The 12,294-nt window shown below is 69.2% G+C and carries 13 protein-coding genes; 10 read left to right on the plus strand and 3 right to left on the minus strand.

Features of this window, described 5'->3' with window-relative positions; all coding sequences use genetic code 11:
* From nadC to ACZ6B1_RS19980, 7 genes are all read left to right on the plus strand, one after another.
* The gene (gene nadC / locus ACZ6B1_RS19950) at positions 1-978 is read left to right on the plus strand and encodes a carboxylating nicotinate-nucleotide diphosphorylase (RefSeq protein ID WP_351667264.1); all 978 of its coding nucleotides are present in this window, start codon (positions 1-3) and stop codon (positions 976-978) included.
* 5 nt (positions 979-983) lie between these two features.
* Positions 984-1,781 (plus strand): type III pantothenate kinase, encoded by a 798-nt coding sequence (locus tag ACZ6B1_RS19955; RefSeq protein WP_250402283.1) that lies wholly within the window; start codon positions 984-986, stop codon positions 1,779-1,781.
* A 170-nt stretch (positions 1,782-1,951) separates the two neighbouring features.
* The gene (locus tag ACZ6B1_RS19960) at positions 1,952-2,611 is read left to right on the plus strand and encodes a hypothetical protein (protein ID WP_468780151.1); all 660 of its coding nucleotides are present in this window, start codon (positions 1,952-1,954) and stop codon (positions 2,609-2,611) included.
* Between the two features lie 56 nt (positions 2,612-2,667).
* On the plus strand, positions 2,668-2,847 hold the full coding sequence (locus ACZ6B1_RS19965; protein WP_468780070.1) for a hypothetical protein: 180 nt from the start codon (positions 2,668-2,670) through the stop codon (positions 2,845-2,847).
* A gap of 183 nt (positions 2,848-3,030) precedes the next feature.
* The gene (locus ACZ6B1_RS19970) at positions 3,031-3,474 is read left to right on the plus strand and encodes a BlaI/MecI/CopY family transcriptional regulator (RefSeq protein WP_468780072.1); all 444 of its coding nucleotides are present in this window, start codon (positions 3,031-3,033) and stop codon (positions 3,472-3,474) included.
* 9 nt (positions 3,475-3,483) lie between these two features.
* A complete protein-coding gene (locus tag ACZ6B1_RS19975; protein ID WP_199211445.1) occupies positions 3,484-4,017 on the plus strand; it encodes an amino-acid N-acetyltransferase in 534 nt (177 codons plus the stop codon).
* A gap of 204 nt (positions 4,018-4,221) precedes the next feature.
* Positions 4,222-4,557 (plus strand): histone-like nucleoid-structuring protein Lsr2, encoded by a 336-nt coding sequence (locus ACZ6B1_RS19980; protein WP_468780074.1) that lies wholly within the window; start codon positions 4,222-4,224, stop codon positions 4,555-4,557.
* Here ACZ6B1_RS19980 and ACZ6B1_RS19985 read toward each other — a convergent pair.
* Complete coding sequence (locus ACZ6B1_RS19985) at positions 4,536-5,228, minus strand: SCO3374 family protein (protein ID WP_468780076.1); 693 nt, start codon at positions 5,226-5,228, stop codon at positions 4,536-4,538. The genes ACZ6B1_RS19980 and ACZ6B1_RS19985 overlap by 22 nt on opposite strands.
* Positions 5,229-5,658: 430 nt before the next feature.
* On the opposite strand from ACZ6B1_RS19985, the gene ACZ6B1_RS19990 reads away from it, so the two are divergent.
* On the plus strand, positions 5,659-8,184 hold the full coding sequence (locus ACZ6B1_RS19990) for an ATP-dependent Clp protease ATP-binding subunit (protein ID WP_468780078.1): 2,526 nt from the start codon (positions 5,659-5,661) through the stop codon (positions 8,182-8,184).
* A 73-nt stretch (positions 8,185-8,257) separates the two neighbouring features.
* On the opposite strand, the gene ACZ6B1_RS19995 is transcribed toward ACZ6B1_RS19990, so the two are convergent.
* A complete protein-coding gene (locus ACZ6B1_RS19995) occupies positions 8,258-8,863 on the minus strand; it encodes an HAD family acid phosphatase (RefSeq protein WP_468780080.1) in 606 nt (201 codons plus the stop codon).
* Between the two features lie 553 nt (positions 8,864-9,416).
* Here ACZ6B1_RS19995 and ACZ6B1_RS20000 point away from each other — a divergent pair.
* A complete protein-coding gene (locus ACZ6B1_RS20000) occupies positions 9,417-9,968 on the plus strand; it encodes a M23 family metallopeptidase (protein WP_468780082.1) in 552 nt (183 codons plus the stop codon).
* 1 nt (position 9,969) lies between these two features.
* On the opposite strand, the gene ACZ6B1_RS20005 is transcribed toward ACZ6B1_RS20000, so the two are convergent.
* Complete coding sequence (locus tag ACZ6B1_RS20005; protein ID WP_468780084.1) at positions 9,970-10,569, minus strand: TetR/AcrR family transcriptional regulator; 600 nt, start codon at positions 10,567-10,569, stop codon at positions 9,970-9,972.
* A 122-nt stretch (positions 10,570-10,691) separates the two neighbouring features.
* Between ACZ6B1_RS20005 and ACZ6B1_RS20010 the strand changes: the two genes are divergently transcribed.
* On the plus strand, positions 10,692-12,266 hold the full coding sequence (locus tag ACZ6B1_RS20010; protein ID WP_468780086.1) for an MDR family MFS transporter: 1,575 nt from the start codon (positions 10,692-10,694) through the stop codon (positions 12,264-12,266).
* Positions 12,267-12,294 lie beyond the last annotated feature (28 nt).

Raw genomic sequence — 12,294 nt, forward strand, 5'->3', positions numbered from 1 at the left:
GTGAGCACCGACGACCTTCCCCTCGCCCCGACCGGCGGCTGCGGCGACGGCTGCGCCTGCGGCGCCGAGGGCGACGAGGAGTACCTGGAGTGCGGGCTCGACCCCGCGCTCGCCGAACTGCTGGCCGCCGCCGGACTCGACCCCGTGGAGGTCGAGGACATCGCCAACGTCGCCATCCAGGAGGACCTGGACGGTGGGGTGGACGTGACGACCGACTCGACCATTCCCGAGGACGCCGTCGCCACCGGCGACTTCACCGCGCGCGAGGCCGGAGTGGTGGCGGGCCTGCGGGTCGCCGAGGCCGTGCTCTCGGTGGTCTGCACCGACGAGTTCGAGGTCGAGCGGCACGTCGAGGACGGCGACCGCGTCGAGGCCGGGCAGCGGCTGCTGTCGGTCACCACACGCACGCGCGACCTGCTCACCGCCGAGCGCAGCGCCCTGAACCTGCTGTGCCGGCTGTCCGGCATCGCGACCGCCACGCGCGCGTGGGCGGACGTCCTGGAGGGCACCAAGGCCCGCGTGCGCGACACCCGCAAGACCACTCCGGGGCTGCGCTCGCTGGAGAAGTTCGCCGTGCGCTGCGGCGGCGGAGTGAACCACCGCATGTCCCTCTCGGACGCGGCCCTGGTGAAGGACAACCACGTGGTCGCCGCCGGAGGTGTGGCGCCGGCCTTCAAGGCCGTGCGGGAGGCTTTCCCGGAGGTGCCGATCGAGGTCGAGGTGGACACCCTGCACCAGCTGCGCGAGGTCGTCGAGGCGGGCGCCGACCTGGTCCTGCTGGACAACTTCACGCCGGGCGAGTGCGCGGAGGCCGTCGGGATCGCCGGCGGGCGGGCGCTGCTGGAGGCCTCGGGCCGGCTCACCCTCGACACCGCGCGCGCGTACGCCGAGACCGGCGTGGACTTCCTGGCCGTCGGCGCCCTCACCCACTCCTCGCCGATCCTGGACATCGGCCTGGACCTGCGCGAGGCGGAGTAACGCCCATGCTGCTCACGATCGACGTCGGAAACACGCACACGGTGCTCGGTCTGTTCGACGGCGAGGACATCGTCGAGCACTGGCGCATCTCCACGGACGCGCGCCGTACCGCGGACGAGCTGGCGGTCCTGCTGCAGGGCCTGATGGGCATGCACCCGCTGCTGGGCGACGGCCTGGGCGACGGCATCGACGGCATCGCCATCTGCGCGACGGTGCCGTCCGTGCTGCACGAGCTGCGCGAGGTCACCCGCCGCTACTACGGCGACGTGCCGGCGGTGCTGGTCGAGCCGGGCGTGAAGACCGGCGTGCCGATCCAGTTCGACAACCCCAAGGAGGTCGGCGCCGACCGGATCATCAACGCGGTCGCGGCGAACGAGCTGTACGGCGGCCCGGCGATCGTCGTCGACTTCGGTACGGCGACCACCTTCGACGCGGTCTCCGCGCGCGGGGAGTACGTCGGCGGGGTCATCGCGCCCGGCATCGAGATCTCGGTGGAGGCCCTCGGGATCAGGGCCGCGCAGCTGAGGAAGATCGAGGTGGCCCGGCCCCGGAACGTGATCGGCAAGAACACCGTCGAGGCCATGCAGTCGGGCGTCGTGTACGGCTTCGCCGGACAGGTCGACGGCGTGGTGAGCCGGATGGCCCGGGAGCTGGCCGACGACCCCGACGAGGTCACGGTGATCGCCACCGGCGGTCTCGCGCCGGTGGTGCTGGGCGAGTCCTCGGTGATCGACGAGCACCAGCCCTGGCTGACCCTGATCGGCCTGCGCCTGGTCTACGAGCGGAACGTGTCGCGGCTGTGAGGCGACCGGCGCCCGATGGGGCGCCGGTCCTAGCCCTTCACACGCCCGGGTGACACCGGTCGGGGGAAACCGGGCGGAGACACGCGGCGACACAGCGCACCGATCCGTCACTTTTGTCCGATTAGCGGTAGCGTCGCCGCATGCCCACGCCATACGGATCCCGCGGCGGCATGGCGTTCGGTGCGCAGGAGCTGCGTGTGCTCCGCCGTGCCCTCGCCCTCGCCCTTCACCCCGGCCGAGCGTCCGCCGAGGACGTCAAGGACTGCTTCCGTCTCGCCGCGTCCCTGGACGAGGCGATGCGCGAGGCGGCCCGGCTGCGCGCCTTCCTGGTGGCCGACCTCGACCGGTACCGCGCCGCCCTGCCGGGTACCGCGGCCGGCTACCTCGCCCTGCTGGAGGAGGTGCTGGGCGCCGGGTACCGGCCGATGCCGGACGATCTGGCCGCCCTGCGGGCGCTGCGCGGGAACCCGAAGGCCGCCGCCCTGCTGGAGCGCTGCGGGTCGCTCGCCGAGCAGGACGTACGGGCCCGCTTCGCGCAGGGCGCGCGCAAGGTCCCGGCGCCCGCCGTGCCGCCCTCCAGGACGCGTCTGCTGGCCCTCACGGGCGGCGCGGGGGAGAGCGTGGCCCGGGCGGCCGAGGGGGAGGAGAAACCCGCTCAGAAGCCCGCTCCGAAGCCCGGCCAAGCCCCGCCGGGCCGGCCCGCCGAGCGCCCGGCGGGAGAACCCGCGCCGAAGCGCCCCGTCCCGACCCCGGGCGAGGTCTTCCCGCGGCGCAAGCCGCCCACGCCGCCCGCCGACCCGGCGCAGTCGCGGCAGTTGGCCGCCGGCTGAGGCCGCTGCGCCCACCCCGCCCCTTTCGTCCCGGCCCGCGTGGCTACCCTGGTGTCATGGACTACGTCTCCGCGCTCGTGCCCCCGGTCGTCATGGCCGCGTTCTTCATCGGTGTGGTCAGGGTGATCGTGAAGACCCAGGGCGGGGCCGCCAAGACCAAGGAGGACGCGGCCGTCGACGCCGCCCTCGCGCGCGTGGAGGGCGGTCGCGAGGCCCCCGCCGCCGGCGACGCCTGAGCCGCCCCACCCACCGGACGCCGTCAGGGCGTACGACTCCTGCGCACCCTGGTGCTTTCCGAGTCGTACGCCCTTTTTGTTCACTTTGGCGGCCTAAGTGCACGTCCGGCGGGCCTTCGGAGGAATCTCCCACTATTGTTCTGAGCTGTGCCTCGCCCATTGGGAGAACTCGAAGACGCGGTCATGACGCGGGTGTGGAAGTGGAACCGCCCGGTGACCGTTCGAGAAGTCCTGGAAGACCTCCAGCAGGAACGGTCCATCGCGTACACCACGGTGATGACCGTTTTGGACAATCTCCATCAGAAGGGCTGGGTGCGCCGCGAGGCGGAAGGACGGGCCTATCGATATGAGGCCGTCTCCACCCGCGCCGCCTACGCCGCCGCGCTGATGAACGACGCCTGGTCGCAGAGCGACAACCCGGCCGCCGCTCTCGTCGCCTTCTTCGGGATGATGAGCGAGGAACAGCGCCAGGCCCTCAGCGACGCCGTACGCATCGTCCAGGGACCGGAAACCGCACAAGCACCGGAACCCGTACAGGCGCGGGAAGCCGCGGAACCCCGCGAAGCGCGGGAAGAGCGGCGGGAAGAGCAGAACCCCGGCGCGGCGGGGGACACCTCCGGGCGATAGCGTCCGCTCATGTCCGCAGAACGTCCCGAAGTCCCCGCGAAAGCCATCACCGTCCGGCGGGCCCGGACCAGCGATGTCCCGGTCGTGCGTCACCTCCTCGACGCCTACGTCCGCGACCGCATCCTGCTCGACAAAGCCATGGTCACCCTTTACGAGGACATCCAGGAGTTCTGGGTCGCGGAACGCGACGACAACGCCGAGGTGGTCGGCTGCGGCGCGCTGCACGTCATGTGGGAAGACCTGGCCGAAGTCCGCACTCTCGCGGTGAAGCCGGGTCTCAAGGGCGCCGGTGTCGGGCATCAGTTGCTGGAGAAGTTGCTGCAGACCGCGCGCTGGCTCGGCGTTCGCCGTGTTTTCTGTCTGACCTTCGAAGTCGACTTCTTCCAGAAGCACGGCTTCGTGGAGATCGGTGAGACGCCGGTGGACACCGATGTGTACGCGGAGCTGTTGCGTTCCTATGACGAGGGCGTCGCGGAGTTCCTCGGTCTCGAACGAGTGAAACCGAACACCTTGGGCAACAGCCGGATGCTTCTGCATCTGTGATCGTCATTGCCGCGGTGCCCTATGTCCGAAACGCGCATGTTTCCGGACCGTGGCGGGCCCCCGGGTCTCTCCCAGGGGTTTGTGTTTTTCCGGCAAAAGCGGTTTGCTTTCCGACGTACTGCAGTACTGCATATAACAGGGGCGGCGAAACGGCGGGCGCCGCACAGACCCTGGCCCTCAACGTTATCGATGAAAGGAAATCCGGTGGCACAGAAGGTTCAGGTCCTTCTTGTCGACGACCTCGACGGCGGCGAGGCGGACGAGACGGTCACGTTCGCACTGGACGGCAAGACGTACGAGATCGATCTCACGACCACCAATGCGGACAAGCTGCGTGGCCTTCTCGACCCCTATGTGAAGGGCGGTCGTCGTACCGGAGGCCGTGCCGCGGGCGCACGTGGAAAGGCACGCGCCGCTTCCGGTGGCAACCAGGACACGGCGGCGATCCGCGCCTGGGCGAAGGAGAACGGCTACGAGGTCAACGACCGCGGCCGTGTTCCCGCGTCCATTCGCGAGGCTTACGAGAAGGCCAACGGCTGATTTCCCCGGCAGGCGGGCGGCCGGGCGTTCGCGCGCCGCAGCCGGACGCGGTGGCAGTGCGTCGCCAGCGTGTCCACCAGTCGTACGAGATCGGGGGCGCCTGTCGGGCCCCCCACGGCCGGCAGTGCCGGCAGCGAGGCCTCGGCCTCACCCCCCGGCTCGGGGGGCCGCAGCCAGACCGCGGCCCCCTGCACGGAAACCGGGCCGTGCCCGCAGGCGAAGCCCCGCTCCGGCGGCAGCACCCCTGAGCGGGCCTCTCCGGGCCGCGCAGGCGCCTCCGTGAGGCCGCCCGTACCCAGTGCCCGCAGATCGAGCGCGATCCCGCGCCACTCCAGCCACTCCAGCACCCCCGGCAGCTCCTCCGCGCTGCCCGCGGCCACCAGCAGCCGCATCCGTTCGCCCCACAGGGCCACCGGGGAACCCGGCCCGAGGTGGCGGAGCGCACGGGCGCCGGCCTCGGCCGGCACGTCCAGGACGTCGAATCGGACCCCCGTGACCAGCATCGGCGGCCGTCCGGGCACGGTCGGCCAGCCCAGCTCGTTCTCGTACCAGTGCCGGGCCCCGGTCTCCGGGCCGTCCGGCGCGCCGCCCGCCCACGGGCCGGGCGGCACCGGATCGAACGGACGACGGGGAAGGGGGACCGATGAGGTCACGGGGACCGAGCCAGCCATACCGGGTGCAACCCCCGAAACGAGCCCCTGGTTACGCTGGGCGCTCCGCCCGTCGCGCAGGGTGCGGGAAAGAGGGGTGCGCGGGGCCACGGGCAGCCGCAAGGCTGTTCGCCCGTAGCGGAGGGAACCGGTGGACGCGGCATGGAGTGTCAGTCCCAGCGGGTAAGACATGCCTAGTGGGAGGGGGCGACACGCAGGACGGGCGGTCTCACGTTCGCCATCGGCGTACTGGCGACTGGGGTAACTGCCTGGCCTGCGGGAACATCGTCTCGCACCATCGGGTTGGGACAGATGTCGGCGTTCGGGGTCAGGAGGCCATCGACGGTGTCGGCAGTTGGAATGAGCGGTCCCCGCTTGCGGGACTAAGCTGCGGAAGGACAGGGAGGGGAAGTTCCCCCCACTGCCTGACCGCTCTGAGGAGCGATTAACGATGTTCGAGAGGTTCACCGACCGCGCGCGGCGGGTTGTCGTCCTGGCTCAGGAAGAAGCCCGGATGCTCAACCACAACTACATCGGCACCGAGCACATCCTCCTGGGTCTCATCCACGAGGGCGAAGGTGTCGCCGCTAAGGCCCTGGAGAGCCTCGGCATTTCGCTTGAGGCGGTCCGCCAGCAGGTGGAGGAGATCATCGGCCAGGGCCAGCAGGCCCCGTCCGGCCACATCCCCTTCACTCCCCGTGCCAAGAAGGTCCTGGAGCTCTCGCTCCGCGAGGCCCTTCAGCTGGGCCACAACTACATCGGCACGGAGCACATCCTGCTCGGCCTGATCCGTGAGGGCGAGGGCGTCGCCGCCCAGGTCCTGGTCAAGCTGGGCGCAGACCTCAACCGGGTGCGGCAGCAGGTGATCCAGCTGCTCTCCGGCTACCAGGGCAAGGAGACCGCCACCGCCGGCGGCCCTGCCGAGGGCACCCCCTCGACGTCCCTGGTCCTCGACCAGTTCGGCCGGAACCTCACCCAGGCCGCTCGTGAGTCCAAGCTCGACCCGGTCATCGGGCGCGAGAAGGAGATCGAGCGGGTCATGCAGGTGCTGTCCCGCCGTACCAAGAACAACCCGGTGCTGATCGGTGAGCCCGGCGTCGGCAAGACCGCCGTCGTCGAGGGCCTCGCCCAGGCCATCGTCAAGGGCGAGGTGCCCGAGACCCTCAAGGACAAGCACCTCTACACCCTGGACCTCGGCGCGCTGGTCGCCGGCTCCCGCTACCGCGGTGACTTCGAGGAGCGCCTGAAGAAGGTGCTCAAGGAGATCCGCACCCGCGGCGACATCATCCTGTTCATCGACGAGCTGCACACGCTGGTCGGTGCGGGTGCCGCCGAGGGCGCCATCGACGCGGCCTCCATCCTGAAGCCGATGCTGGCCCGCGGTGAGCTGCAGACCATCGGTGCCACCACCCTGGACGAGTACCGCAAGCACCTGGAGAAGGACGCGGCCCTCGAGCGCCGCTTCCAGCCCATCCAGGTCGCCGAGCCGTCCCTGCCGCACACGATCGAGATCCTCAAGGGTCTGCGTGACCGGTACGAGGCCCACCACCGGGTCTCCATCACGGACGAGGCGCTGGTGCAGGCGGCCACCCTGGCCGACCGCTACATCTCGGACCGCTTCCTCCCGGACAAGGCGATCGACCTGATCGACGAGGCCGGCTCCCGGATGCGCATCCGCCGGATGACCGCTCCGCCGGACCTGCGCGAGTTCGACGAGAAGATCGCCGGCGTCCGCCGGGACAAGGAGTCCGCGATCGACTCGCAGGACTTCGAGAAGGCCGCCTCCCTGCGCGACAAGGAGAAGCAGCTCCTGGCCGCCAAGGCCAAGCGGGAGAAGGAGTGGAAGGCCGGCGACATGGACGTCGTCGCCGAGGTCGACGGCGAGCTGATCGCCGAGGTCCTCGCGACCGCCACCGGCATCCCGGTCTTCAAGCTGACCGAGGAGGAGTCCTCGCGTCTGCTCCGCATGGAGGACGAGCTCCACAAGCGGGTCATCGGCCAGGTCGACGCCGTCAAGGCGCTGTCGAAGGCGATCCGCCGTACGCGTGCCGGTCTGAAGGACCCGAAGCGCCCCGGTGGTTCGTTCATCTTCGCCGGCCCGTCCGGTGTCGGTAAGACCGAACTGTCCAAGGCCCTCGCCGAGTTCCTCTTCGGCGACGAGGACGCGCTGATCTCCCTCGACATGTCGGAGTTCAGCGAGAAGCACACGGTGTCGCGGCTGTTCGGTTCGCCCCCCGGCTACGTGGGCTACGAAGAGGGCGGCCAGCTCACCGAGAAGGTCCGCCGCAAGCCGTTCTCCGTCGTCCTGTTCGACGAGGTCGAGAAGGCCCACCCGGACATCTTCAACTCGCTGCTGCAGATCCTGGAGGACGGTCGCCTGACCGACTCCCAGGGCCGGGTCGTGGACTTCAAGAACACGGTCATCATCATGACGACCAACCTCGGCACCCGGGACATCTCCAAGGGCTTCAACCTGGGCTTCGCGGCCCAGGGCGACACGAAGTCCAACTACGAGCGCATGAAGAACAAGGTGTCGGACGAGCTCAAGCAGCACTTCCGCCCCGAGTTCCTCAACCGCGTCGACGACGTGGTCGTCTTCCCGCAGCTGACGCAGGAGGACATCCTGCGGATCGTCGACCTGATGATCGGCAAGGTGGACGAGCGCCTCAAGGACCGGGACATGGGCATCGAGCTGTCCCAGACCGCCAAGGAGCTGCTGTCCAAGAAGGGTTACGACCCGGTGCTGGGCGCCCGGCCGCTGCGCCGCACGATCCAGCGCGAGATCGAGGACACGCTCTCGGAGAAGATCCTCTTCGGCGAGCTGCGCCCCGGCCACATCGTGGTCGTGGACACCGAGGGCGAGGGCGAGTCCCAGACCTTCACCTTCCGCGGCGAGGAGAAGTCGGCTCTGCCCGACGTCCCGCCGATCGAGCAGGCGGCCGGCGGTGGCGGGCCGAACCTGAGCAAGGACGCGTAACCCTCCGGGGTCGCGACGGACGAAAAGGGGCTGCCCCGGGACTTCGGTCCCGGGGCAGCCCCTTTTCCCGTCGTCAGGAGAGCTGGCCGTCGTAGTCCGGCAGCTTGTACGTCTTCTCCGCGTGGCCGCCCGAGAGGTCCGTGGCGCTGTTGCCGATGTTCGCGATGATCGTGTAGCCCTGGTTCTCGATGTCCACGCGCTGGGCGGTCTTGTAGGCGGCGACGTCCTTGAAGAGGTCGATCAGGCCACGTACGTACAGGCCGGAGACGTCGTAGCCGTCGTGGTCGAGGTTGTACTCGGTCGGCCAGTAGATGATGCCCGGGCGGGCGGTGACGAAGAAGAGCTTGACGCCGTGCTCCTGGGCGTACTGGGCGACGTTCAGGACCGGCTTGTTGGCCGGCTGCGGGTAGCTGAAGCCGAAGTCGGTCTCCAGGGTGGTGTTGTCGATGTCGAAGACGATCGCCTGCTTCTCGCCCGGCTTGGCGGCGGCGATCCGGTCCTTCAGGTAGGGCAGGGCCTGCCCCATCACGGCCTGGCAGTCCTTCTGCCAGGTGGTGTAGTCGACCTTCGCGGAGGAACCGCTGGTGGTCGCGGCCTCGGCCGGTGCGGCCAGCGCGGCGAGCGCGGCCACGGAGACGGCGGTGACGGTGGTGCGGCGCGCCCAGGGGCGTCTGGTCATCGGTGGGGGTCCTCTCACGTCCGTACTGAACGGCCAGAACGGTGGACTGTCAGGGGCATGATCAGTGCTGAGGGTGGCGCGAGAGGAACCGTAGGGTTACCGAACGGTAGTCGTACAGGGGTCTGCGTCACATTTCGCGGGGCGCCCGGGGCCGGCTGACGGAGCGCCAGGTCCCGGATCCGCCCCGGATCGCCAACTTCCGTACCGGCCAAGCGAGTAGCGCGCGTCACACTCGGGCGCTCTCAAGCCCCCCTGCGCGGTGACAAGCCGCACAGGGGAAATGCCCGTTACTACCCGGCTTAGTGACATTCCCTACCGGGGCAAAATAGGGCATTTCCTCGACGCTGCGGCGAGGAAACCGCAGGTCAGCGGTGGTGATGTCCGAAGAGTCAGGGTCTGTCAAGGGCTATGCGCTTTTGGTGTTCTCTACTACGTACCGCCGTAGAAGCAGGGCTTTGTGGCGGACTGAGGTGGTGGGTTACCAATGAATGGCCAGCGCGGCGAACGCCAGTACGTCGCACGGTTCCTCCGTTCCCTAGCCCACGAGGTTTCGATGTTCCAGCGCTTCACGTCCCGTTCTTCGCGTACGTCCTCGCTCCGCACCCGCGTCGCCGTCCTGGCTGCCGGCATCGGCGCCACGGCCGTGGTGGGAACCGGCGTCGCGAGCGCGGCCACCCCGTCGGCCGCCTCCTGGGTCGACCCGGTGAAGAAGTACACGCTGTCCGCCAGCTTCATGCAGGACGGCAGCCACTGGGCGCACAAGCACAGCGGTCAGGACTTCGCCGTCCCGACCGGCACCGAGGTTCTCGCCGCGCACGGCGGCACCGTCGTCAAGGCCGGCCCCAACGGCGCCGGTGACGGCCCCGCCTACGGCAACGCCGTCGTCATCAAGCACGGCGACGGCACGTACTCGCAGTACGCGCACCTGTCCCGGATCGACGTCAAGGTCGGCCAGGTCGTCAAGACCGGTCAGCACATAGCCCTCTCGGGCAGCACCGGCAACTCCACCGGCCCGCACCTGCACTTCGAGATCCGGACCACCCCGAACTACGGTTCCGCGGTCAACCCGGTTGTCTTCCTGAAGGCCCACGGCCTGAAGGTCTGATCTACCGCTCCCCGTGGGCGCCTTGATGCGCCTGCGTGACGAGATCCACGGCGACTTCGAGGACGGCCGCGCGCTTCTTCTCGAAGTCGCCTTCCAGGTCCTGCATCACGAACATCCCCGCGTGCAGCGTGAACAGCGCGCTCACGCAGCGGACCTGGTCGACGAGTTGGGCCTCGGGGTCGATGATGATGTCCCTGAGGCCGCGCATCCGGTCCTTGAAGGACTCGCCGATGCGCAACTCCCGCACCGTCGCCTGGTTCTCCTGCATGAACCGGAAGAGCGGTTCCGCGCCGGCCAGCGCCTGGCTGTAGCGCCGCACGATCTCCTGCTTGGTCTCCAGCGTGTGCGGCCGGCTGCGACCCCACTCGATCAGGTCCTCGATCGGCTGCGTCAGATCCTCGAAGAGGCTGACGATGATCTCTTCCTTCGTCTTGAAGTGGTAGTACAGGGCCGCCTTCGTGACGTCGAGACGCTCGGCGATCTCGCGCAGGGAGGTCTTCTCGTAGCCCTGCTCGGCGAAGAGTTCGAGCGCCACGTCCTGGATGCGCTGGCGGGTGTTGCCGCGGCGCTGCTGCTTGGTGCCGTCCATGGTGACGCCCATCCTCGTACTCCTCGCGCTCCCACAAAACTTACTTGACGACCGGCTAGTGGCGGGTCTACCTTCCCCCACTGTAGTGAACTAGCCGGGCGGCAAGTAAGGGGCCGTCGGGGGGAGTGGGAGAGATGGCGGACACACAAGCGGTCACGACGGACCGGAAACAGCCCGGGCAACCGGAGGAGCCGCAGGAGAAGCAGCCCAGGAGCGTGCGGGTGGTGCTGCTCGCGCTCATGATCGCGATGATGCTCGCGATGCTGGACAACATGATCGTGGGCACCGCGATGCCGACGATCGTCGGTGAGCTCGGCGGCCTCGAACACCTCTCCTGGGTCGTGACCGGCTACACCCTGGCGACCGCGGCGGCGACCCCGATCTGGGGCAAGCTCGGTGACATGTTCGGCCGCAAGGCCACCTTCCTCAGCTCGATCGTGATCTTCCTGATCGGCTCCGCGCTCAGCGGCATGGCCCAGGACATGGGTCAGCTGATCGGCTTCCGCGCGGTGCAGGGCCTCGGCGCCGGCGGTCTGATGGTCGGCGTCATGGCGATCATCGGCGACCTGATCCCGCCGCGGGAGCGCGGCAAGTACCAGGGCATGATGGCCGGCGTCATGGCGCTGGCGATGATCGGCGGCCCGCTGGTCGGCGGCACCATCACCGACAACTGGGGCTGGCGCTGGTCCTTCTACATCAACCTGCCGCTCGGCGCCGTCGCGCTCGCGCTCGTCAGCGCCGTGCTCCACCTGCCGAAGAAGCGGTCCAAGGCGGGCATCGACTACCTCGGCGTCGTCCTGCTGACCGTCGGCATCACCTCCATCGTGCTCGTCACCACCTGGGGCGGCACCGAGTACGCCTGGACCTCGGCGCGGATCATGGAGCTGATCGGCATCGGCGTGGCCGCGCTGGTCGGGTTCGTGTTCTGGCAGACCAGGGCCGCCGAGCCGGTGCTGCCGCTGCACATCTTCCGCAGCGGCAACTTCACCCTGATGTCGGTCATCGGCTTCATCACCGGCTTCGTGATGTTCGGCGCCACCCTCTTCCTGCCGCTGTACCAGCAGGCGGTCCAGGGCGCCTCCGCGACCAACTCCGGTCTGCTGCTCCTGCCGATGCTCGGCGCGATGCTGGTGACCTCGATGGTGGCCGGACGGGTCACCACCAACAGCGGCCGCTACAAGATCTTCCCGATCGCCGGCGGCGTGCTCATGATCGTCGGGCTGTACCTGCTGTCGCTGATGGACACCGACACCACGCGGCTGACCTCCGGCATCTACATGGCCGTACTCGGCGCGGGCATGGGCTGCCTGATGCAGATCACCATGCTGGTGGCGCAGAACAGCGTGCAGATGCAGGACATGGGTGTGGCGTCCTCCTCCACCACCCTGTTCCGTACGCTCGGCTCCTCCTTCGGAGTGGCCGTCATGGGCGCGCTGTTCAACCACAGGGTGCAGGACGTCATGTCGGAGAAGGCCGGCGCCCTGGGCTCCAAGGTCACCCAGAAGTCGGCGCAGCTCGACGCGGCGAGCCTGGCGAAGCTTCCGGTGCAGGCGCGGGAGGCGTACCAGCACGCGGTGTCCGCCGGCACGCACTCGGCGTTCCTGCTGGGCGCGGTGATCGCGGTCGTCGTGGTGATCGCGGCGCTGTTCGTGAAGGAGGTGCCGCTCAAGGGCGGTCCCCAGAAGCCCGAGGTGACCGAGGCCCTCTGAGCCCCTCCCGGTCCGAAGGCCCCCGGCG

It is taken from the genome of Streptomyces sp. NPDC041129 (assembly GCF_055592265.1).